Raw genomic sequence first — 21,768 nt, 5'->3', positions numbered from 1 at the left:
TCACTCCCCTGTCCCGATACGTGTGGTCTCGAGTCCGACATACCGGTCGAACATTTCTTTCATCTCCTCGACGATCCGAGGATCCAGCCCATCGGCTCCGATTCGCAACACTTCGGATCCGACGAGCGCATATAAGTGTTGGTCCCCAGCGTCGAGCGCGCGCAGATGCAGCGCAGTGGTCTCGAGGTCCCCTCTCGCGATCGGCCCCCGCAACGAGTCCGGAAACCCGTGTTCCTCAACGCTCGCTAGGGTGCTGCGTACAAGCGGGATGAGCGCTGTCGTCGCATCATCCGGGTCGATCCCCGCTCGCTCCATCAGTCGGGCCGAGAGTCCGAGCATTGGAATCAGATAACTACTCGCCATCACGACGGCAGCGTGATAGAGCGCTCGGCGCGAGGCCGGGACCGCGAACATCGACATGCCGATGGCGTCTGCAACTAGGCGCGCCGTGCGGACGGTCTCAGGAGCACCAGTGACTGCCACGTAGGATCCGGGGATGTGATCGGCCCCCGTCATCGGGTGGGATACCGCGACCAGAGGGTGGAATGACCCAATCCCGTATCCCTGATGGTAGAGGGGCTCCAGGACGTCCGTCGGGAGCGCCCCCGAAAGGTGAAAACTCGAACAGCCTTCTGGGGCCGGGCCCTGTGCCGCCAGTGCGTGAGCAGCCTCCGGAACGTGTGCATCAGGCACGGCGAGCAACACGACCGTGGAATCCCGTTCGAGTGGCTCGACTCCGAAGACGTACCGCGCCATGTCCTTCACGAACAGCGGGTGGGCGGGCGGCTCCGGATGGCGCCCAAAGACGGTCAGACTGCGCACTTCGCGAGATTGGGCGAGGGCCATGCCAAGCGTGAGGCCCATGCGTCCCGGCCCCACGATGGTCACCGAGCGGAGACTCATGTCACCTCCTCCACAACGATACCGCTGCGGCCGCTCAGCCTTCCGACGAGTCTCTTCGGAACCCTTGCAGTCAACAAAACCTCCATCCCCTCGTCCGTTCGGTGCCGAACCTCGCCCTCTCGGTAGACGGTCGCGATCGTCTCTCCATCGGACACAGGAATTGTCACGATGACACTCGCCATGCGCCCCCGAACCCGGGCGCGAAGTGTTTCGCAGAGCGCCTCGAGCGTGTCTGGATCGTGTGCCGAGACGAAAACGGCCGGCGTCGGATCAAGGGAGCGAATACGGACGCTCAAGGCATCTTCCTCCTGATGCGTGATCCGGTCCACCTTGTTGAACACGAGGATCTTCTCACGCTTGTCGAGGTCAAGGTCATGGAGAACCTCAAGCACAACCGCGCGCTGTTCTTCCCAGTCGGAGTGTGAGGCATCGATGACGTGGAGTAGCACGTCCGCTTCTTGAGCCTCCTCCAGGGTCGAGCGAAATGAGGCAACCAGGTGGTGGGGAAGCTTCCGGATGAAGCCGACTGTGTCGGTGATCAGTGCCTCAAGGCCCGACCCGAGAGAGACACTGCGCGTGGCCGAATCGAGGGTCGCGAACAGCCGATCCTCTACGAAAATATCCGACCCAGACAGCGCCCGCAGCAGCGAAGACTTCCCAGCGTTTGTGTACCCGACGAGCGAAACTCTGAACGAGCCTTCCCGTCCCTGTCGCTGAACAGCCCGTGCCTTGGCTACAGCCTTCAGCTTACGACGGAGTTCGCCGATTCGGGTCCCAATTAACCGACGGTCGGTTTCCAGCTGCGTCTCACCGGGCCCGCGGAGACCGATTCCGCCTCGAATCCGAGACAGGTGCTTCCACATCCGACTAAGACGAGGAAGTAAGTACTGAAGCTGGGCGAGCTCGACCTGCATGCGAGCCTCTCGAGATCTTGCACGGGTCCCAAAGATGTCGAGGATCAGCTCAGAGCGATCCATCACCCTGACGTCGATCAGCTGCTCCAGATTCTTTCCTTGGGCAGGACTCAGCTCCTCGTCGAAGACGACCAGGTCAGCCTCGGCTTCCTCAACAAGCGCCTTGAGTTCCTTCGCCTTCCCTTCCCCTAGATAGAAACGCGCGTGCGGCGAATGCACGCGCTGCGTGAGTTCGCCAACAACCTCGCCACCGGCTGTGTCCGTGAGGCGGCCCAGTTCGAGCAGATGTTCATCGGCAAGATCGCGGGACAGCGTCCGTGAAGGGGCGCCGACGAGGACGACCCGGTCAACAGGAGTCTGAAGATCGATGAGTTGCGTCGGGATCGTTCACCTCCGGTCCAGGCAGGACCGATTCCCGAGAGGAGTACCCCTGAACGATACCCAAGGAAGCCATCGGTCCATAGGGGCGATCACGCTTCCTCTGAGCCTTTCTGATCACCCGGAATCTCGAGACTTCCGCGCCGTTCTCCCCACCACTTGAGACGCTCTCGGATGGTCTTCTCGAAGCCGAAGCGTCCCGGTTCGTAATACCGCTCCCCAGAAAGCGTTTCCGGCAGGTAGGTCTGGTCGGAAATTCCGTCCTCAGACTCCGGATCGTACTGATAGCCCTTCCCGTACCCAAGGTCCTTCATGAGGCCCGTCGGAGCATTTCGAATGTGGAACGGGACGGGGGCCGATGGAGTCTCGCGAGCCCTTCTCTTCGCGCTTTTCCACGCCGCATAGGCCCGGTTCGACTTCGGTGCCGTGGCGAGATACAACGCGGCCTGGGCAATCGCGAGTTCACCCTCCGGTGATCCGAGAAACTGGTACGCCTCCCGTGCCACAATGGCGTTCGTGAGTGCCGCCGGATCGGCCAGGCCGATATCTTCAACCGCCATCCGGACAAGCCTGCGAGCGATGTACAGCGGGTCCTCTCCCCCATCGATCATCCGGGCGAGCCAGTACAGCGCCGCATCCGGGTCGCTGCCCCGAATCGACTTATGAAGGGCTGAGATGAGGTTGTAGTGCTCTTCCCCGCTCTTGTCGTACGTCGCGAAGCGGTGCTGCAGGGCCTCACGAGCCGCTTCGACTCCAAGGTCACCGCCAGCACCTGCGAGTTGGGCCGCGGCCTCCAGCACTCCGAGGGCGCGCCGGGCGTCTCCGTCCGCGGCCTCGGCAATAAAGCGAAGGGCTTCATCAGACGCTTCGACGCCCAAGTCGGCCAGACCATGCTCAGCCGAGAGCGCATCCCGGAGAATCGATTCGAGTTCGTCGGGTTGAAGGGCCTCCAACAGGTATACCGGAGCACGAGAAAGCAGCGGGCGAACGATCTCGAACGAGGGATTCTCGGTGGTAGCCCCGACCAGAATGATCGTCCCGGCCTCGACATGGGGTAGAAATGCGTCTTGTTGCGCCTTGTTGAAACGATGAATCTCGTCGCAGAAGAGTATCGTCCGTCGGCCCGTGGCCTTCAGGCGCTGCCCTGCCTCGCCAATGATCTCGCGAACTCGAGCCACACCTTCAGTGACCGCGCTGAACGGCACGAACATGACCCCGGATTCCGCCGCGACGAGCCGGGCGAGTGTCGTCTTTCCGCTACCCGGCGGTCCCCAGAGAATCATGCTGCTTACATGTCCGGAGGCGAGCATCGCTCGGACGGCTCGCCCCGACCCAAGAAGGTGATCCTGGCCACGGAACTCATCGAGCGTCCGAGGTCGCATTCGGGCCGCGAGAGGAGCCGACCTGTCGATTGACATATCCGCCGACCCATGGGTTTCGCTGCCGGCGCCTGAACTGGACGGCCCGTCTCCCGCAAAGAGATCGAGATCAGCCATCAGACCTCCGCTGTGCGCTGATCTCAGCCACCCGGCGTTCGAGAGCCGTCCGTTCATTCAGCACTGGTTCCTCCAACACCTCCTCCAGCAGCTGGTCGAGGATCTCACCGAAGATAGGCCCTGGCTTCAACCCCATCGCCCTAAGTCCTCTACCATCGATCTTCAGGGCCCCTACCGTGAGCGGGGGCGTGCTCCGAAGGATGGCCCGAGCCCTCTGCCAGCGCTCCACGATGGCGGCCGGCCGGGGTTCCGCTCCTGAGTGTGTGCGTGCCTCGGCGAGATCGAGCCTCGCTACGAGAGTCATGCGGTCAGCGCCAAGGCGGCTTAACCAACGCCGCACATCGGCGTCCGTCTCATCGGCCCCCGGGAGTGGCGAAGCGGCAGCCAGCCGAGCGACTGCATCGGTTACGATGTTCGAGAGCTTCAACCGAACTAGGATCGCGGCGCTTTCATCGGGCGACAGCCCCCGAAGCAACCCGGCAAGGCGAAGATGAGGCCGGCCCACGGGGAGCACGTCTATCGTGGCGAGTGCACCCTTCCACTCGACCGAGGTTTCCCCTGGCGCGGACTTCGGTTCCGGGACCGAGAGGCGCTCGAGTTCAGGGAACAGCACACCGACCGCACCCGAGGCGCGATACAATTCGAGTGTTCGGCTAGGGTGCGAGTGCGTGGCCAGAATCTTGAGCAACTCTTCGCGGATCCGTTCGGGCGACAGTGACGTGAGCTGCGGCACCAGATCGCACGACGCGGACCAGGTATCCTCGTGGATGTCGAAGTCGAAACGCCCGGCAAAACGGAATCCGCGAAGAATTCTCAGGTAGTCCTCTCGGAAGCGCTCATTCGGACTTCCTACGGTCCGCACGGTTCCTTGCTCCAGGTCGCTCGCACCGTCGAACGGATCAGCGAAGGCGTCGGTCAGGGGGTGCCACGCGATGGCGTTGATGGTGAAGTCCCGCCTCCCGAGATCCTCGTCGAGGGTATCGGCAAAGGCCACGACAGCATGTCGACCGTCCGTTTCAACGTCTCTCCGAAACGTCGTCACTTCGTACATCACACCATCGCGCGCGATAACTCCGATCGTGCCGTGCTCGATGCCGATCGGCACGGTCCGACGGAAAAGCCTGCGAACCTCCGAGGGTGTCGCCTGGGTCGTGATATCCCAATCTCCCGATGCTCGGCCGATCAGAGCGTCCCGCACCGCACCGCCAACAGCCCATGTCTCGAATTGGGAATCCTCAAGTGTCTGCGTAATCCACACGACTGCCTGAGGTGGAGCCAGTCTCAGCCCATTCATCCGGAGAGAGCTTCTTCCACGATGTCACAGACGATGTGCCCGATCAAAAGGTGCATCTCCTGAGCTCGTGCGGTGGACTCGGTGGGGACGACGAGTGCGAAATCCACGACACCCAGCAGCCTTCTCCCATCTCGAGCAAGCAACGCTGCGGTTTCCACACCGATCTCGCGCGTAGCTGACGCGGCCCGCAGAAGGTTCTCCGAGTCTCCGCTCGTGGAGTGCATGACCAAGAGATCTCCCTTCCGGCCAAGAGTGTGAACCTGCCGTTCGAAGGCCGACGTGAATCCGAAGTCGTTACCGGACGCGGTCAGGACGGACTGGTCCGTCGTGAGGGCCAGCGCAGCGATGGGCCGGCGGTCGCTCGTGAAGCGTACGACGTACTCGGCGGCGAGGTGCTGCGCATCCGCTGCTGAGTCGCCATTCCCGCAGAAAAAAAGCGTACCTCCGGAATCAACTGTCGCGGAGATCCTGTCGGCTAGCTGATCGATCGCTTCAGGCATTGATTCGATGACCGCGGCGGTCACAGCGTGGGGCTCTGCCAGATGCGGAGCCACCGCTTCCCGCGCACTCATCGGCTCTGCCGTGCAGGTCGGATATCGCGCCTGCGAATCATGCCCCGAATCGGATCTATGATATGAGGAGATTGCGGCAGATCGGATACGGGAAGGTGCTTCGCACCGTCATCGACAACCGGCACCAGATGGCTGTGGATATCCACGAGCGAGTTCGCATCATGGATAATCATGACGAGGACACGTCTGCGAGAAGCCTTCGCATGGCCATCACCGGGTCGCCGGAATCAAGCGCAACTTCACACGCATACGTCAGAAGGCCATCCGCCGCGAGGAGGGAGAATGCACTATTCCGGTCTGGCCCTAGCGCTGCTCCCGCTGCCTTGAGAAGGTCACCGGCGGCTGGCCCCAGCGCACACTCATTGCTGAGACGGATGGAATCCGTTCCACTCGGGCCACCCTCACTTTGTTCGGTCCGCGCAGCACCAACTGCCTGCGCCATCGCCTGGCTCAGGCCAGCGGGCGGGCGCGGTCGGCGCGCTTCGAACCAGGCGGAATCGATCACGCTACGCGCTCTCGCCGCCCAGTAGCGTGCGCACCGCGACGGCACCCGCATTCAGAGCTTCGTCCAAGCGGGCAGGATCTTCCACACCCGCCTGAGCCATGTGCGGTCGACCTCCTCCCCGACCACCCACGAGCGCCGCAACCTCCCTCACAACTGCGTCAGCACTAACCCCACGAGAGATCATATCGTCGGTTACGAAGGCGAACAAAGCCTTCTTGTCCCCCGGCAACTCCGCTGCCAGCACAGCCACACCACTTTCGCCTGCCGCCAGGAACGCGTCGCCCCACTTCCTCGCGTCGTCGATATCGCGAGCGCGCAATCGGACTCCGCGATAGGAGCTCGAGCCACCACCGTCGATCGCAACTGTTTCCTCGAGAATGACGGACTCTCCTCCATTACCGCCCTGTCTCAGTTCGTCCAGGAGCGATTCCAGTTCGGCCTTCTCTGCGAGCAATTCCTCCCCCCGTCTAACGAGGCTGTCGGGCTGCGTCTTCAACGCGACTGCGGCCTCGCGAAGCGTCCGGTCCTGTTCGGCGAAGTATCCATGAGCGCCCCGACCCGTCAGGGCTTCGATCCGGCGCACTCCAGCGGCCACCCCGGACTCACCCGCGATGCGGAAGAGGCCGATGTCACCCGTACTCCGGACATGCACTCCGCCGCAGAGTTCCATGCTCACCCCCGGGACATTCACCACGCGCACCACATCAGAGTACTTCTCACCGAAAAGGGCCATCGCTCCTGCCGCGACTGCCTCGTCATATGATCGGGTCGCAATTTGGACGGGATGATTGGCCCAGATTTCGTCATTTATGATCGACTCAACCTTGCCTCGCTCCTCATCGGTCATCGGAGCGTTGTGGGCGAAATCAAAGCGAAGTCGGTCCGGAGCAACGAGCGATCCTTTCTGAGCGACGTGGTCGCCGAGGACCGAGCGGAGCGCCGCGTGCAGCAGGTGAGTCGCAGTGTGGTTGCGAACCGTGTCGTTGCGTAAGCCGCGCGGCACCTCAGCGCGGACCGTCAGTGTGCGAGCCTCACCAGGGAAGGAGCCCTTGACCCTGCCGAAGACAGCAGTGCCGCCCAGTACCTTTGCGAGCCGTTCCACTTCCATGGACCAGCCCTGCCCCTGGACAGTGCCACCATCAGAAACCTGTCCGCCGCTCTCCACGTAGAACGGGTTCTCAGCAAGCAAAAGGCCCAGACCAGCGGCCGTATCCTTGTAGCGAAGGGCCGTCGTTTCCACGGAGAGTGACTCATATCCGACGAACGCTTGTTCGCCGTTCCCGAGCGTCGTCCACCCTTCACCGTTGTCCTCTACCACACCGCCGACACTCCCGGCGGCGCGATCGGCTCGTGACCGGGCCCGCTGCGCCTCAAGTGCGGTTTCGAAAGCAAGTACGTCGACCGAGTATCCCTTCTCCTCCGCGATGAGCTGCGTGAGGTCCAGCGGGAAGCCGAAGGTATCATAGAGCTTGAAGGCTTCTTCCCCTGGGATCTCCCCTCCGTCACCTGACGCGAGTTCCGAAAACCGCTGCATGCCGCCCTCGATCGTCAAAAGGAAACGCTCCTCTTCGGCTCGGGTGGCACTTTCGATGTGCTCCCGACGCTCTTCGAGTTCCGGGTAGGCCGAGCGCATCGTGTCGATTACGGCTCCGACCACGCCCACCAACGTCGGCTCCCTGCGTCCCAGCAGCCAGGCGTGTCGCACACCTCTGCGAAGAATTCTGCGGAGGACATAACCGCGACCGTCATTCGCCGGGTATACCCCGTCCGAAAGGAGAAACGCCACGGCCCTCGCGTGATCAGCGAGCACCCGATAGCTGACCCCCTCTTCGGCGGCACGATCGTAAGGGCGGCCAACCAACTCCGCGACCCGCTCGAGAATCGACTCGAAGAGATCGGTGTGGTAGTTGGAATCCACTCCTTGCAGCACAGCAGCCACCCGCTCGAGCCCAAGTCCGGTGTCGACACAAGGAGCCGGAAGCGGGTGCAGCGTCCCGTCGGGGTCTCGGTCGAACTGCATGAATACCAGGTTCCAAAGCTCTACGATCTGGCCTGACTCATTGAGTTCCTCGAATTCCTCACTGCTGGCCACCGGCGTGCGATTCTCGCGCAGGTCGTAGTGCAGCTCTGAACAGGGCCCGCATGGACCGGTATCGGCCATCTGCCAGAAATTGTCCTTATCTCCCAGCCGATAGATCCGCTCTGCAGGTAGTCCGATGTCTTCGGCCCATAGCTGAGCCGCCTCGTCATCGGTGTGATGAACAGTGGCGTACAGACGCTCTGGATCGAGGCCGTACTCCTTCGTCAAAAGATCGAACGCAAACCTGATCGCTTCGGTCTTGAAGTAGTCACCGAACGAAAAGTTGCCGAGCATCTCGAAGAAGGTGTGGTGCCTCGTCGTGATGCCGACCTCCTCGAGGTCGTTGTGTTTCCCCCCGGCGCGAACACAGCGCTGGGATGAGGCCGCACGCTTGTAGCCCAGATCTTCCTGCCCGAGAAATACCCGTTTGAAGGGCACCATCCCAGCATTCGTGAAGAGCAACGTCGGGTCATCGCTCGGGACAAGGGATGCGCTCGGATGCACCTCATGTCCGCGCTCCTTGAAGAATTCGAGAAAGCGGCTGCGAATGTCGGCAGTCTTCATTGCATCATTAGCGGCTCAGGCCGCTCAGGAGGTAGAGGTGACGCCAAAGGTAAGGGCCCCGGACGAATCTGTCGTCCGGGGCCCCCGAGGCTTCTTACGGATCCGAACTCAGTCGGTAGCGGACACCTCCGCAGCCCCATCTGCACTCGCCTTCGTATCATTGGCAGAGGGATCGTCCTTCAACGGTCCCAATCCGAGCGCCTCACGGACACGCACCTCGATTTCCATGGCAATATCCGGATTGTCGAGCAGGAAGACTTTCGAGTTCTCCTTACCCTGTCCCAACCGAAGATCTCCATACGAGAACCATGAACCGGACTTGTCGACGATTTCGTGCTCGACGCCGATATCCACCAGCAGCGCGGCGTGACTCACGCCTTCGTTGTACTGAATGTCGAACTCAGCCTGCTTGAACGGTGGTGCGCATTTGTTCTTCACCACCTTTACGCGCGTCCGGTTTCCAGTGATGTCCTGGCCATCCTTGATGGCGCCGATACGACGGATGTCGAGGCGCACCGAGGCATAGAACTTCAGGGCCCGTCCGCCCGATGTGGTCTCAGGGCTTCCGAACATTACGCCGATCTTCTCACGAATCTGATTCGTGAAGATGACCGAGGTGTTCGACCGGTTTACGGCACCTGTCAGTTTGCGGAGCGCCTGGCTCATCAGCCGTGCCTGCAACCCGACATGGCTGTCACCCATTTCACCTTCGATTTCGGCGCGGGGCACCAGCGCAGCGACGGAGTCGATTACGACAACATCGATCGCGTTGCTCCGGATCAGGACCTCGGCAATTTCAAGCGCCTGCTCACCAGTATCCGGCTGGGAGACGAGCAGATTGTCGACGTCGACCCCGAGCTTCCGCGCGTACCCTATGTCGAGTGCGTGCTCAGCATCGATGAACGCAGCGACTCCGCCCAACCGCTGTGCGTTGGCGATCACCTGGAGGCATATCGTCGTCTTTCCTGACGACTCCGGGCCATAAATTTCGCTGATGCGACCCCGCGGAATTCCACCAATCCCGATCGCGGCGTCGAGATTGATCGCTCCTGTAGGGATCGCTTCGATCGCCGGAGGACCACCATCCTCACCCATCCGCATGATGGCGCCCTTGCCATACGAACGCTCAATCTGCGTGAGCGCAGTATCGAGTGCCTTCTTCTTCTGGGCCTCGCCTTTCTTTCCAGCCATTTCCGCCGTCGCCATCTTGCCTCCGTTCGCCTGATACTAGGTAGTTCCGGGATCTGGAGAGCAAAGTACAGAACCCGAAGAGAAAGCGAAAGTCCGTCGGGACCCCGCCTTAACGCCCAGAACCTACTGTGGGGCGCGGGACGACGGAATGCTTCAAAGGGACAGCCTTGGCGATTGATCAGGCCGCCCCGTCCGAACCGCCGATCCGTGCGCGGAACACGACCGTGGATTGGCGCATTGGCTCCCGGAACGCGACGATTGCGACGGCACATCCTACGCACCGCCCGAATCCAACCACGATCAACGGCCAAACCCGGAAACCGCATTCATGAAGGCACAGGAATACGACCTTATCGCCATTGGGGGAGGCACCGCGGGCCTTGTGTCCGCCGCCGGGGGTGCATACCTCGGTGTGCGTTCTGGTCTGGTCGAGAAGGCGGCGCTAGGCGGAGACTGCCTGTGGACCGGCTGTGTTCCTTCCAAGGCAGTCATCGCGTCCTCCAGGCTTGCCCACGCGATGCGCAATGCCGACGATCTTGGTCTTACCTCAGCCGCACCGAAGCATGCCTTCGCCGACGTCATGGCGCGCATGCGGGCGGCGCGGGGAGTCGTCGAACACCACGACGATCCCGAGCGCTTCAGAGAGATGGGCGTGGATGTCCATTTCGGGGCGGCACGGTTCCTTTCGCCCCACGAAGTGGACGTCGAGGGCGTAGGACGGATGCGCTCCAAACGCTTCGTGATTGCGACTGGAGCGATTCCGGTAGCACCCGCGATCCCCGGGCTGGCCGAAGCGGGATACCTCGACCATCACCGGCTCTTCGAGATTGATTCGCTGCCCGACCAGATCGCCGTGCTCGGCGCGGGTCCGATCGGGCTCGAGATGGCACAGATGCTTTCCCGGCTCGGTGCGTCCGTGACCGTCGTAGAGATGGCCGATCGCATCCTTCCTAAGGAAGACCGAGATGTAGCGGACGCCCTGCTGACGATCCTGCGGTCGGAGGGGATCGACGTCCGGTTGAACACCAAAGTGACCCAAGTCACGGTGGAAGACGGGAAGAAGGTGCTGCTCACGGCTTCGGGGGAACGTATTTCGGCGGACCAACTACTGGTGGCGACCGGACGACGTCCCGCGACGGAGGGACTGGACCTCGAGAAGGCGGGGGTTCGCACCGAGCGGGGAGCTGTGGTGGTAGACCGGGGGCTTCGCACCAGCAGTCGCACGGTCTGGGCTGCCGGCGACGTCACAGGAGGACTTCAGTTCACTCACGTCGCCGAATACATGGCCAAAACCGTACTCCGCAATTCGCTGCTACCCGGCACCACGAAGGTCGATTACGGGACGGTCCCGTGGGTCACCTACACGGACCCGGAGATCGCGCATGTGGGCCTGTTGCAAGCCGAAGCCGAACAGATCGGTGGGACGACCTACAGGTACGGCCTCGACGACCTGGACCGGGCGATCGTGGACGGGACTGCGCGCGGCTTCGTGAAAATCTCGGCTGACCGGAAGGGACGCATCCTCGGGGCCACGATCATGGGATCACATGCCGGAGACTTGTTGATGCCGCTGGTGTTGGCCAAAAAGAACGGACTGAAACTGTCGGATATCTCGACGACCATTTTCCCCTACCCGACGATGGTAGAAGTCCTGAAGCGGACCTCGGACGCGTATCAGCGTGCGCGCCTGGAAGGCATGAGCGGGACCATTCTTCGCAAGGTGATCTCATGGCTGAAGTAACCCGTTCGAGAGGGTCGTTACTGCGACTCGTCGCTCTCGTGGGCGTGATCGCGAGCGGCGGCCTCCTGGTGGCCTTCACCCCACTGGGATCCTACCTGAGCCGGGACGGTATCGACCTCGCCATCAGCTGGCTCCGTGCGTCACGGGCAGCGCCCTTGTTCTACATCGCGGCGTATACGTTCGCGACCGCGTTTGCGATACCGGGGTCCATTCTCACGCTGGCGGGGGGAGCCATGTTCGGCGTCGTTCAGGGCTCGCTCTACACCACGATCGGTGCGAATCTCGGAGCGAACGCAGCGTTCGGCATCGCCCGGATGCTGGGGAGAGACGGCGTGAAACATATCGGAGGGAGTCGACTCGACGCCCTCGACAGAGCAGCGGAAAGCCACGGATTCCAGGGACTCCTTTCGCTTCGACTGATCCCGGTGGTCCCATTCAATGCGCTGAACTTTGGTTCGGGCCTAACGAGCATCTCCTGGGGCACCTACGCGATCGCCACCGCGATCGGAATTCTGCCGGGTACGATCGTGTATACGATGTTCGCCGATGCTCTGCTTGCCGGGTCTCGCGAGGCATCTCGTGAGGCGCTGCTCCGAGTCCTCCTGTCGGGCGCGCTGTTGATTCTACTCAGTTTTCTCCCCGCAATCGCTCGTCGACTTGGCGTGAAGGTTCCAGGAGCTTCAGCAGCCGTCGTGGGGCTGACGACCCTCGCGCTTCTGAGGCCGATCCATACGGAAGCCCAGACTCTTCCGTCACACCAGCCCTTCTCCGAGATCCTCGCCGAGGTCGTGTCACAGCCGGCCGTCGACTACGCGCAGCTGGTGGCGCTGCGGGCCGATCTCGCGCAGTACCTGAGCTCGCTAGGGGACGTCGAGGCCGAGGCGATTGAGGCGGCATCCCGCGAGGAGCAGCTGGCCTTCTGGATCAACGCCTACAATGCGTGCATGCTCAGTCTGGTCGCAGACAACTACCCGATTGCCAAAGACGGGCGGCTCCTGTCGCGTATTCGCAACTCGGTAGCGGGCCGTCCGGTGAACTCGGTGTGGCAAATTCCGGATGTATTCAGTGCCGCTCACTGTCGAATCGCCGGCGTCGATCGGTCCCAAGATGACATGGAACACGGAATCATACGCCCCATGGGGGACCCGCGGATTCACTTTGCGGTGAACTGTGCTGCTGTAAGCTGTCCTGTGCTTTGGCCGGAAGCCTACCAGGCCGAATCGCTCGACGCCCAACTCGACCGCGCAGTAGCGCGGCTTATCGACACACCAGCTCACTTTTCGGTCGAGAGAAGTACAATTCGCCTGAACCAAGTGCTCGACTGGTTTCGAGATGACTTCGGAGGAGAGGAAGGGCTGCGCGAGTTCTTCGCTCGGTACACCTCGACCGACGTTGCGGCACTGCTCAGTAACCCGGACACCAAGATTGAATTCTTCGAGTACGACTGGACACTGAACGATACGGGGAATTGAACACCAAGCGGCCGACACTGAGCGTGGTGATACCCACGCTGAACGAAGCGAGTTGCCTGACTGCACTCCTCGGCGACCTGCGTGACCTGGGCGAGATGCTCAGCATCGAGGTGGTCCTTGCGGACGGAGGTTCGAGAGACGGCACGCTTGCCATCGCCGAGCAGTGGGGTGCCCGCTCGATTTCGTGCCGGCAGGGGCGTGGGTCTCAGCTGATCTCAGGGGCCGACGCTACGTCGGGGAGTTGGTTCCTGTTCCTGCACGCCGACAGTCGAGTCGACGCAGACGCGTGTGCTGAGATCGCTCGCTTCGTATCGGATGGCCCCTCCGGCGCGTTCGCCTATCTCCAGTTCGCACTAGCGGGGTCCCGCGGTGTGTATCGGCTGATCGAGGCTGGCCAGCGATGGCGCGAACGACTCTTCGGACTGGTCTACGGAGATCAAGGGCTCTTGCTGCGGCGTGAGCTGTACGAAGAGGTAGGCGGGTACCCAGACTGGCCGATCATGGAGGATGTCGGCATTGTCGATCGTCTGAAGCGCGTAGCGCAGCGCATACCGCTCGAGGCCGTGATCACCACCAGTGCCCGTCGATATACAAGGGGATTTCCCCTCGCGACAGCCGCTCGAAACAGCCTGCTCGTGACCTTGTTCCGAGCCGGCGTCGATCCTGGCTGGCTGAGCCGCTGGTATCGCCCTCAGCGTAGCGGAAACCGCACGGTGATCGTCTTCGCCAAGGCGCCGCTCCCAGGGCGCGTGAAAACGAGACTCGCCGCGGACGTTGGGTCCAACGAAGCCGTCAGGATCTATCGGAGGATGGGACGCAACAGCGTGGATTCGCTCCGAGGCGGGCCCTTTCGCCTAATAGTGTACTTAGCCTCTGCAGACGAGGAATCGATGCGCGAGGTACAGAACTGGCTCGATCCCCGAGGGCTCGAATTCAGAACACAATCCACAGGAGACCTGGGCGACCGCATGGCACAAGCAGTCCGAGAAGGTCTGGTCGATGCAGACTCCGTGTGCATCGTCGGCACCGACATCCCCGATCTCGATCGCGCGACGGTCCTGAAGGCCTTCTCTGCGCTGGAAGGGGCTGACGCGGTCCTCGGTCCGGCTACCGACGGTGGGTATTACCTCGTCGCGCTCGACGATGAGCACCCGCTGCTATTCGAGGACATCCCCTGGAGCACTCGCGAGGTACTCGACTCTACGCTGGAACGGGCCGGCCGGGCAGGCCTCTCCGTTTCCTTGCTCGACCCGATGACCGATGTGGATCGGCTAGCCGACGTCCCTGAAGATCTGATGGCTCGCTGATTCGTCGGCCGGAGGCAGGCGCATTGCACCGTGACTTGCGAGCAGTCACGCGCCCGACGCAGGTTGGGATTGTCTCCCCTCCCCGCCCCGCAGTCCCACAACCAGAACGAATGGAAACGATCAAATCAGCTCACTCTCGCCTTCGGTTTGACGGCCTTGAACATGTGACGACGCCTGACGGTTCTGGACGGGTCTCAGTTAGGCTCGAATGGAGAGGAGAATCGTACGAGCGGACCGTCTCGTGCCTTGAGACACAGCAAAGCATTATCAAAGCCGCGTCTGAAGCGGCGCTCATCGCGATGCTCGCCAGCACGGAGGGCGAGCGCACGCAGAAGATTGAGCTCGAAGTGATTGGCGTGAAGGCCGTGAAGGCCTTCGACGGATGGGTCGTGGTGACCCGGATCCACGGGAGCGCAGGGGTCGATACCTATCAATTACTGGGTGCGGCACCGTGTGAGCTGGAAACCGACCTGCCCAGTGCGGCAGTGAAAGCGGTTCTAAACGCAAGCAATCGAGTACTCGAGCAGCGCGTCGCCCGCTAGCTCGCTCCTCAGTCGAGATCTGACGGCTGGGGCGCTAGCCTGAGCCCCCGCTCGTACCGATGCCAGACCCCCGGTCGCACTGGAATGAAGATGACGTTGAATGGGCGCGCGGAGTTGATCACCGCGAACACCGAGACCCCCTGGTACACCCCAACACGCAAAATCTGGTTGCAGTCAATCGGGAAGGTGTCGTCGGACGGGCCAAAATCACCGCCCTCGAAAATGATGACCTCACGGTCCTGGTACCAAAATGCGTTTCCCGCATACGCGCCGGCAAAGACGAGCGCCGGTCGTAGCTGACGAATGGGGATCTTGGCTCCCCCCAGCAACGTGTCCCCGGCTGCTGTGACTTCGACCGCAATATTCTGCCCCGTTGCCAGACAGACCTCGGCTGGTGTTCCCTGCAATACAGGAGCGTTGCTATCCGCGACTCGGAGGATGACCGTGTCCGGCGGAGGCGGAGGTATGAAGATCGTATCAGGTTCCGTCCGCTGCATCATCCGGGGGCGACATCGCAGGCCAGGTTCATTCGGACAAATTGCGATAGAGGCAAGGATGCCGAATTTCGGCTTCTGGTACTCGGAGGCATGCCCCGCGGTCGGCCACTCGTGATTCGCTGCAAGGTACTGGACACCGACACGCACCCCAGCCCACTCGTATTGGGCGCCGAGATTGATGTCGAAGCCGTTGTGCTCGGCCATAACCGTCAACTGAGACCGTTGCCCCATCCCAACATGAAGGGCGGTCCCGAAAAACCAGCCGTTGGCGTGCCCGTCGGAGTAGAAATCGAGTTCCCCTCCCTCGCTGAACATCCCGCCGCCATATCCGGCAGAGAACGTCATGTCATTTTCGGGCAGAACGCCCCCGTCGTACCCGCGCAGATAGGCGGTGGCCACAGCATACATCGACACATTCGAGTGTATTCCACGCACACCAGTGTAGCCCTCGCGGAGCCGGTCGTCGGCAAAGCCAAGGCGGCCCGGCGCATAGACCACATCGTCCCCGAAGGTGGGACTGGTCAGGTACCGTCCACCCACAGCGAATCCCAACCCCTGATCGACCGGCTCCCAGAGGCGGACTCGGCCGAAGAGTCCCCAGACGTTCCCTCCGTCGTCGGCACCCGCCAGGGACTGCATCGTGATGCCAGCCTCCGCGAGGTCGTATAGACCGATCGCGAATGAGCCGTCGGTGAAAAAATCATCACGGCCCGGGCCGTACCCGGACGGCTGACCAGTCTCATCGATCTCCACCCGCTGGCCGATCTGCGAGAAGAATCCGGAGAATGTCCCCGTGATCTGCCTGTGAGGCAGGACGCTGGATACCGGAATATCCATAAGGCCCGAGCCATACCGGAGTGTGCTCGGCATCGTCGGAGTCTGGGCACGTAGCGAAGGCCCAAGAAAAGACACTGCGACCAGTAACATGAGTGCCCGCATCACAGCGCGCGCTGAGGTCAATCGACCAGCCGGTCTTCGACTTGGCGGAGACGGCGACCGATGGAAACAACCCATCCGCCAATGACGATGATCACGATTGCGTAGGCCGCGAAGACATGCCAATAGGGGCGAAGATTCTGCTGGCCGAGCGCGGGCGACTGGAGCGCCGATACATCTGCCGCACCAACGAAGCACACCGCGGCGAGCGCGGCTGCCAGAAACAGGACGCGGCGAATCATGGAAGGTGTCATGAGCGGTTCAAGAGGTTGGGCGGCGAGCGCGAAGATCGGCTTCAGAACGAAGTCCCTCGAGCGCGTAGCGAAAAAGGAAGAGACCAAAGAAGAGCAGTGTGAACACTCCGAGACCGACCATGAGTGTCGCAAGCATGTCACCTGGAAGTGTCGGACCGTCTGGCTTCGCCACGACGGGTTCCGGATGCAGCGAGCGGAACCAGATTACGCTGAGATGAATGAAGGGAATGTCGATCGCGCCGACGATCGCGACGACCGCGGCGAATCGCTTCCCCTTTTCCGGGTCTTCTGTGGCGTTTCGCACCATGAAGTAGCCAACGAGGACGAACCAGAGAAGCAGAGTCAGCGTCAGGCGCGGCTCCCAGTTCCAGTAGGTACCCCAAGCGATCTTGCCCCAGAGCGGCCCGGTCAGCAGGACGATCGTGGCGAATACCAGGCCGCCCTCAGCCGCGCACACCGCAGCACGGTCAAGTTTCTCGTCCCTCAACCAGAGGTAGACCCCGCTGCACAGCGCAGCGATACCGATGGCGAGAAACGACGTCCACGCGGCTGGCACGTGCACGTAGAAGATACGTTGTACTATGCCCTGATTCACCTCGGTCGAAACCCAGAAGAAGGACATCCAGAAGAGACCAATAAGTCCGGCGAGACCAAGCAACGTGAATCCGGTTGCACCCCTACGAACACCTGCGGTCGACATTCAATCCTCCACGACGTAACGGAAGAGCACAGCCCCCGCGGCTACAGCCGCAAACGCGAAGGCTCCGAGCATTCTGACATTCCCCTCGACCTCGTCGAACGGACGCCCATTCATGAGGCGCCCCGTCGAGCCCACGCCAAACACCACCATGGGCACGAGGAGCGGAAAAACGAGCACTGGCAACAAAGTCTCACCCATCGTCGTTCCCGTCGAAACGGCCGCGAACAACGTGGCGAGCGCCACGAAGCCCAGTGAACCCAGAGCTAGGATCACCATGATCCAAGGAAGGTTCGGGCCGATGTCCAGAGAGAAAAACAGAGCAAACACACCAAGAACGAGCAGCGACACCGCGTAGAGCAACGTGAAATTTGCGATCACCTTGGCAAGGAAAATCGCATCCTTGGGCACAGGAGACGTGAGGACACCCTGGAACGCTCCATCCTGAGCTTCCAGGTGAAACGTCCTGCCTACGCCTAGCAGGCCTCCGAAGATCAGTGTCATCCAGATCAGGCCAGCCGCCACGTCCTGCGGGCGCGTGGTCGTCGTATCGATCGAGAAATTGAAGAGCACTCCGGCCAGGACGGCGAACGCGCCCATCGCCGTGATGCGATCTCGCGAGCGGACCTCGAGAAGAACATCCTTCTTCACGATCGCGCAGACCTGCCTGAAGTAGGCGCTCATGAACGCGCCTCCACCACCGCATGGTACTGCCGTTCGAAGCCGGCGAAGTCGATGTCACTTGCATCTTGCTCCCACACGAAACGCCCACCCACCTGGATGGCCACCCGAGTAGCCATCTGCAGACCCTCGGTGAGGTTGTGCGTAACCATGACTACAGTGCGGCGCCCGTCCTTCAACTCGTTCAGGACTCCGCGCAGTAGGCCTGCGGCGGATGGATCGAGCCCCGTGTAGGGCTCATCGAGAAAGACGACGTCGGGGTCGTGAAGCAGGGCGCGGGCTAGGGAGAGTCGCTGGCGCATTCCGTGCGACAGCTGTCGCACCTCGAATCGGGCTCGATCCGCAAGGCCCACTCGCTCCAGGTGTTCAGCGATGCGATCGGAGAGGTCATCCAGGCCAAACAGTTCCCCGTAGAACCGTAGATTCTCTTCGGCCGTTAGCCGCGCATAGAGGAATCCCCGGTGAGACAGGATCCCGACCTTCGAGCGCCAATCGTGCTCGGAAAGGGAAATCGGAAGACCGGAGATCTTGACCTCTCCTCTGGTCGGGCGGGTCGCTCCAGCGAGCATACCGAGTAGGGACGTCTTCCCTGCTCCGTTGGGCCCGAAGATCGTCAGAAACTCACCCGTGTCCAGGGAAAGGTCTACGCCATCGACAGCGGTCACGGGCCCGTACTCTCTCACGAGGTCGATTGCTTCCAAGGTGGGACTCTCGGTCGGGGCATCTGTATCCACACCGCTCGGAGAGTAGGGCGCCGAGGGGCTCATGTAGGTGCAGTCTCCGCGAGTGCCTGACCGCATGCCGAACAGAACCGACTACCGTCCACGTTGGTGTACGAGCAGAAAGAACACGCCGTCCCGGCTCGAAGTCCTTGGCGGATCGCGGCGATCTCGGCCTCGACATCCGCGTCCCCTGCGGGGTCCCGTGTACGAGAAGCCTCGTCCGCCTCAAGTGCGGCCAGGGCCTCGGCAGTCAGATCAGCCTTCAGAGAACGATAGTCCTCCTGGTCCAACTTCCCGGAAAGGAAATCGTATTCGACGTCTCTCAGCGCCAGCAACGCTACGCGTTTGCGGGCCTCGGTCTCCGTAAGTTCGTCGTCCTCGCGGTCTAGGGATGCATGGAGGCCTTTCACGACTGGCTGAAGCAAGAAGAGCACGACGGCCGCTGTAACCAGCGCCACACCGAGGTAGAGCGTCATGAATTCGTCTCCTCGGTCAGTCGGCTCCCGCTAACGCGGGTTCGGCCGGTTCGACTGTCGCCACCTCGGCGGTTCGGCGCAGATCAACGCTCGGCCACAAAGCGATCACGGTGCCGAGCGCCAGCAGGATGCAACCGATCCAGATCCAGTTCACGAGCGGCTTAATGAGCACCTGGAGATCAATCCCCTGAGCCCCGGGGTCATTCGCTAACGCTCCCTGAATGTCATTGGTCGCCGACAAGATCAGGTACAGGTCCTCCCGGAGAGTCGAGCGGATATCGACCTCCGTCATCGGCTGCGTATTTCGGTTGGTATACTGACGCTTCTCCGGGATCAGAATTCCCTTCGGCACCCCGTCCTGAGACACAGACACGGTCGCAATGGCCTGCCAGAGCAGGTTGCGCTCACCTCGTCCAATCGACACGGACAGCCCTTCATACGTCAGTTGATATGAATGTCCGAACGGCGAGGTTACCTCGACCACATCTCCGGGCTGAACATTGAAGCGCGCGTCCGAGTTGTAAGCTGCCCCAGCGAAGGCCACACACATGCTGACGAAGCCGACGTGCACGATATATCCGCCCCAGCGCCGACGGTTCTTGCTGATGAGATGGTAGAACGCGAGGGCGTAACCCTCCCCTTCGATGCGGGCTCGGGCACGCGTGCCCTTCCAGAATTCGGTGAAGATCACCGTCAGCACGAACGCCGACAGGCTCCAGGTAACGAGGGCCAGCTCATGCCTGGCACCCGAGAACCAGAGTGCCGCGCCCGTCACGAGCCCCACGACCACGGGAGTCGCGAAGTTCTTTTGCAAATTCTTCCGGGTCGCTCTGCGCCAGGCGATCACCGGCCCTACGCCGACCAGCCCGAGCAGAATCAAACCGATTGGGAAGTTCACTCTCTCAAAAAACGGCGGGCCCACACTGATCTGCTGGCCCGTGAAGCCCTCTGAGATGAGCGGGAACATCGTCCCCCACAACACTGCGAAGGCGGCGCCGAGCAGCATGAGGTTGTTGAACAGAAACGCTGACTCACGTGAGAAAAACGATTCGATCTGGTTCTCGGACCGCAGTTGCGGGAGCCGGTACCGAATCAGCACGATACACGCTACCAGAACAGTACTCATGAACGCGAGGAAGATGTACGCGATCTTGATTTCCTGAGCGAAGGAATGCACAGACTCAATGAGTCCGGACCTTGTCAGGAACGTGGCAAAAATCGTAAGCAGGAACGTCATCAGGACCAGTGACATATTCCAGACCTTCAACATGCCTCGGTTTTCTTGAATCTGAACCGAATGCAGGAACGCAGTAGCTGTGAGCCATGGAAGAAGCGAGGCGTTCTCGACCGGATCCCAAAACCAGTAACCACCCCACCCCAGCTCTTCGTACGCCCAGCGCATTCCGAACACGATTCCCACGGACAGAAATAGCCAACTGGTGAGAATCCAGCGGCGCGTCAGCTGAATCCAGCGTGCATCGAGTCGTCCGTTGAGCAACGACGCGACGGCAAATGCGAATGGGATCGTGAAGGAAGTGAAGCCCAGGTAGAGCGTGGGCGGATGAATCGTCATCCAGTAGTTCTGGAGCTGAGGATTCAACCCCTGCCCGTCCGCCGGGGTGAACGGGATGCCGTTCAGTTGTAGTCGTTCAAACGGATTCACCTCCGCGAACAGCAGCACCACAATGAAAAACAGGAGGATCGTCTGAAGTACGCCAGCCACATAAGGCATGAACTCACGATTCTTGCGCCTGTTGCTGTACATCGCGATGCACGAAAAGAACCCGAGAATCAGCGCCCAGAACAGCAGGGACCCGCGCTGTCCGGCCCAGAGACCCGTGATTTTGTAGAAAATCTCGAGGTCTGCGTTGGAATAGTTCGACACGTACCAATATTCGAACCGATCGCCGACAAACGCCGCCACGATCCCGGCTGACGCAAGCGTAAGCAGGCCGAACACCGCATAGATGCTCCGCTCTGCGCTGAGCACGAGGTCGCCCCGCTGGGTCCGGCCGCCGGCGTATCCGAGCACCATGCCCCACGCAGCAACGGGGAGCGACATCCAGAGAGCGACCTCCCCGAGAATCGTCATCTGCTAGGAGACGCCTTCGGTCATGAGATCCTCGGGCGCAGCTTCATAACGGCTACCGCACTTGGTGAGGAGCGTGGTCGCCTCAAACACCCCATCGGCTCGGAGTCTTCCCTCGAGCACGACTTCGATCTCGTCTGTGAACGTATCAGGAAGGGCGTCTCGATACTCGACCCGAAATGTGATCGCGTCATCTACGAGGTCATGTACCGTAAATACATGAAGGAGTTCACCTTTCACTCGCGAGTAGCTACCCGGAACGACCATGCCTCCGACCTTCACGCCGACGTCGTGGAAGGACGGATCCGCTTCGACGCGCTCCATCAATTCGATAGGGGTCAGGTAGTAAACCATCGTTTCGCTGACGCCAGTCCAGATCAGGTAGGTGACCACCGCGGCGACGCCGACGAGGCCCACCATGAATCGACCATTCTTTTTCATTTTATACTCCCCGAAG

Annotated in this window: 20 protein-coding genes; 4 read left to right on the top strand and 16 right to left on the bottom strand. The window is 61.4% G+C overall.

The genetic code is table 11. From position 1 onward, the window contains the following. The 8 genes from OSA81_11380 to recA all read right to left on the bottom strand — a co-directional run bounded on the left by OSA81_11380 (nt 1) and on the right by recA (nt 9,897). Nucleotides 1-903 carry a DUF2520 domain-containing protein gene (locus OSA81_11380; protein ID MDE0899611.1) on the bottom strand — a complete coding sequence of 301 codons (903 nt, stop codon included), beginning with the start codon at nt 901-903 and terminating at the stop codon, nt 1-3. After that, entirely contained in the window at nt 900-2,102 is a 1,203-nt protein-coding gene (gene hflX / locus OSA81_11375) for a GTPase HflX (protein MDE0899610.1), read from the bottom strand. The genes OSA81_11380 and hflX overlap by 4 nt, the downstream gene beginning before the upstream one ends. A 185-nt stretch (nt 2,103-2,287) precedes the next feature. After that, a complete protein-coding gene (locus OSA81_11370) occupies nt 2,288-3,691 on the bottom strand; it encodes a replication-associated recombination protein A (GenBank protein ID MDE0899609.1) in 1,404 nt (467 codons plus the stop codon). Then, on the bottom strand, nt 3,684-4,985 hold the full coding sequence (locus OSA81_11365) for a CCA tRNA nucleotidyltransferase (protein MDE0899608.1): 1,302 nt from the start codon (nt 4,983-4,985) through the stop codon (nt 3,684-3,686). The genes OSA81_11370 and OSA81_11365 overlap by 8 nt, the downstream gene beginning before the upstream one ends. Further along, a complete protein-coding gene (locus OSA81_11360) occupies nt 4,982-5,557 on the bottom strand; it encodes an SIS domain-containing protein (GenBank protein ID MDE0899607.1) in 576 nt (191 codons plus the stop codon). Before OSA81_11360 ends, OSA81_11365 begins: the two co-directional genes overlap by 4 nt. 169 nt (nt 5,558-5,726) lie before the next feature. Beyond that, complete coding sequence (locus tag OSA81_11355) at nt 5,727-6,062, bottom strand: hypothetical protein (protein ID MDE0899606.1); 336 nt, start codon at nt 6,060-6,062, stop codon at nt 5,727-5,729. A gap of 1 nt (nt 6,063) precedes the next feature. Then, complete coding sequence (gene alaS, locus OSA81_11350) at nt 6,064-8,706, bottom strand: alanine--tRNA ligase (protein MDE0899605.1); 2,643 nt, start codon at nt 8,704-8,706, stop codon at nt 6,064-6,066. A gap of 108 nt (nt 8,707-8,814) precedes the next feature. Further along, the gene (gene recA / locus OSA81_11345; protein MDE0899604.1) at nt 8,815-9,897 is read right to left on the bottom strand and encodes a recombinase RecA; all 1,083 of its coding nucleotides are present in this window, start codon (nt 9,895-9,897) and stop codon (nt 8,815-8,817) included. Between the two features lie 328 nt (nt 9,898-10,225). On the opposite strand from recA, the gene OSA81_11340 reads away from it, so the two are divergent. The 4 genes from OSA81_11340 to OSA81_11325 all read left to right on the top strand — a co-directional run bounded on the left by OSA81_11340 (nt 10,226) and on the right by OSA81_11325 (nt 14,959). Further along, nucleotides 10,226-11,638: an FAD-dependent oxidoreductase gene (locus OSA81_11340; GenBank protein MDE0899603.1), complete on the top strand. Its 1,413-nt coding sequence runs from the start codon at nt 10,226-10,228 to the stop codon at nt 11,636-11,638. Continuing rightward, nucleotides 11,626-13,110, top strand: coding sequence for a DUF547 domain-containing protein (locus tag OSA81_11335; GenBank protein MDE0899602.1), 1,485 nt, complete (start codon nt 11,626-11,628; stop codon nt 13,108-13,110). Before OSA81_11340 ends, OSA81_11335 begins: the two co-directional genes overlap by 13 nt. After that, a complete protein-coding gene (locus tag OSA81_11330) occupies nt 13,107-14,417 on the top strand; it encodes a TIGR04283 family arsenosugar biosynthesis glycosyltransferase (GenBank protein ID MDE0899601.1) in 1,311 nt (436 codons plus the stop codon). The genes OSA81_11335 and OSA81_11330 overlap by 4 nt, the downstream gene beginning before the upstream one ends. 110 nt (nt 14,418-14,527) lie before the next feature. Beyond that, nucleotides 14,528-14,959, top strand: a complete 432-nt coding sequence (locus OSA81_11325) for a hypothetical protein (protein MDE0899600.1) — start codon at nt 14,528-14,530, stop codon at nt 14,957-14,959. A gap of 8 nt (nt 14,960-14,967) precedes the next feature. On the opposite strand, the gene OSA81_11320 is transcribed toward OSA81_11325, so the two are convergent. The 8 genes from OSA81_11320 to OSA81_11285 form a co-directional block, all read right to left on the bottom strand. Further along, entirely contained in the window at nt 14,968-16,326 is a 1,359-nt protein-coding gene (locus OSA81_11320) for a hypothetical protein (GenBank protein ID MDE0899599.1), read from the bottom strand. 86 nt (nt 16,327-16,412) lie between these two features. After that, nucleotides 16,413-16,634, bottom strand: a complete 222-nt coding sequence (locus OSA81_11315) for a CcmD family protein (protein MDE0899598.1) — start codon at nt 16,632-16,634, stop codon at nt 16,413-16,415. Nucleotides 16,635-16,653: 19 nt separating this feature from the next. Then, nucleotides 16,654-17,346, bottom strand: coding sequence for a cytochrome c biogenesis protein CcsA (gene ccsA, locus OSA81_11310; GenBank protein MDE0899597.1), 693 nt, complete (start codon nt 17,344-17,346; stop codon nt 16,654-16,656). Then, the gene (locus OSA81_11305) at nt 17,347-18,027 is read right to left on the bottom strand and encodes a heme exporter protein CcmB (GenBank protein MDE0899596.1); all 681 of its coding nucleotides are present in this window, start codon (nt 18,025-18,027) and stop codon (nt 17,347-17,349) included. Continuing rightward, nucleotides 18,024-18,791, bottom strand: a complete 768-nt coding sequence (ccmA, locus tag OSA81_11300; GenBank protein MDE0899595.1) for a heme ABC exporter ATP-binding protein CcmA — start codon at nt 18,789-18,791, stop codon at nt 18,024-18,026. Before ccmA ends, OSA81_11305 begins: the two co-directional genes overlap by 4 nt. Further along, a complete protein-coding gene (locus OSA81_11295) occupies nt 18,788-19,222 on the bottom strand; it encodes a zinc ribbon domain-containing protein (GenBank protein MDE0899594.1) in 435 nt (144 codons plus the stop codon). Before OSA81_11295 ends, ccmA begins: the two co-directional genes overlap by 4 nt. A 16-nt stretch (nt 19,223-19,238) precedes the next feature. Next, entirely contained in the window at nt 19,239-21,314 is a 2,076-nt protein-coding gene (locus OSA81_11290) for a heme lyase CcmF/NrfE family subunit (protein MDE0899593.1), read from the bottom strand. Between the two features lie 3 nt (nt 21,315-21,317). After that, the gene (locus OSA81_11285) at nt 21,318-21,752 is read right to left on the bottom strand and encodes a cytochrome c maturation protein CcmE (protein ID MDE0899592.1); all 435 of its coding nucleotides are present in this window, start codon (nt 21,750-21,752) and stop codon (nt 21,318-21,320) included. Nucleotides 21,753-21,768 lie beyond the last annotated feature (16 nt).

The organism is Longimicrobiales bacterium, from assembly GCA_028823235.1.
Classification (GTDB): Bacteria; Gemmatimonadota; Gemmatimonadetes; order Longimicrobiales; family Gaopeijiaceae; genus UBA2589.
Note: the sequence above shows the minus strand (reverse complement) of the source record. Positions and strands in the feature narration are given on the sequence as shown.

Excerpts from the sequence above, each read along its gene's own strand:
- OSA81_11380 (MDE0899611.1), bottom strand. The coding sequence starts at position 903 with ATGAGTCTCCGCTCGGTGACCATCGTGGGGCCGGGACGCATGGGCCTC.
- OSA81_11370 (MDE0899609.1), bottom strand. The coding sequence starts at position 3,691 with ATGGCTGATCTCGATCTCTTTGCGGGAGACGGGCCGTCCAGTTCAGGC.
- OSA81_11365 (MDE0899608.1), bottom strand. The coding sequence starts at position 4,985 with ATGAATGGGCTGAGACTGGCTCCACCTCAGGCAGTCGTGTGGATTACG.
- OSA81_11360 (MDE0899607.1), bottom strand. The coding sequence starts at position 5,557 with ATGAGTGCGCGGGAAGCGGTGGCTCCGCATCTGGCAGAGCCCCACGCT.
- alaS (MDE0899605.1), bottom strand. The coding sequence starts at position 8,706 with ATGAAGACTGCCGACATTCGCAGCCGCTTTCTCGAATTCTTCAAGGAG.
- recA (MDE0899604.1), bottom strand. The coding sequence starts at position 9,897 with ATGGCTGGAAAGAAAGGCGAGGCCCAGAAGAAGAAGGCACTCGATACT.
- OSA81_11340 (MDE0899603.1), top strand. The coding sequence starts at position 10,226 with ATGAAGGCACAGGAATACGACCTTATCGCCATTGGGGGAGGCACCGCG.
- OSA81_11335 (MDE0899602.1), top strand. The coding sequence starts at position 11,626 with ATGGCTGAAGTAACCCGTTCGAGAGGGTCGTTACTGCGACTCGTCGCT.
- OSA81_11325 (MDE0899600.1), top strand. The coding sequence starts at position 14,528 with ATGGAAACGATCAAATCAGCTCACTCTCGCCTTCGGTTTGACGGCCTT.
- OSA81_11320 (MDE0899599.1), bottom strand. The coding sequence starts at position 16,326 with ATGCCGAGCACACTCCGGTATGGCTCGGGCCTTATGGATATTCCGGTA.
- OSA81_11315 (MDE0899598.1), bottom strand. The coding sequence starts at position 16,634 with ATGATTCGCCGCGTCCTGTTTCTGGCAGCCGCGCTCGCCGCGGTGTGC.
- ccsA (MDE0899597.1), bottom strand. The coding sequence starts at position 17,346 with ATGTCGACCGCAGGTGTTCGTAGGGGTGCAACCGGATTCACGTTGCTT.
- OSA81_11305 (MDE0899596.1), bottom strand. The coding sequence starts at position 18,027 with ATGAGCGCCTACTTCAGGCAGGTCTGCGCGATCGTGAAGAAGGATGTT.
- ccmA (MDE0899595.1), bottom strand. The coding sequence starts at position 18,791 with ATGAGCCCCTCGGCGCCCTACTCTCCGAGCGGTGTGGATACAGATGCC.
- OSA81_11295 (MDE0899594.1), bottom strand. The coding sequence starts at position 19,222 with ATGACGCTCTACCTCGGTGTGGCGCTGGTTACAGCGGCCGTCGTGCTC.
- OSA81_11290 (MDE0899593.1), bottom strand. The coding sequence starts at position 21,314 with ATGACGATTCTCGGGGAGGTCGCTCTCTGGATGTCGCTCCCCGTTGCT.
- OSA81_11285 (MDE0899592.1), bottom strand. The coding sequence starts at position 21,752 with ATGAAAAAGAATGGTCGATTCATGGTGGGCCTCGTCGGCGTCGCCGCG.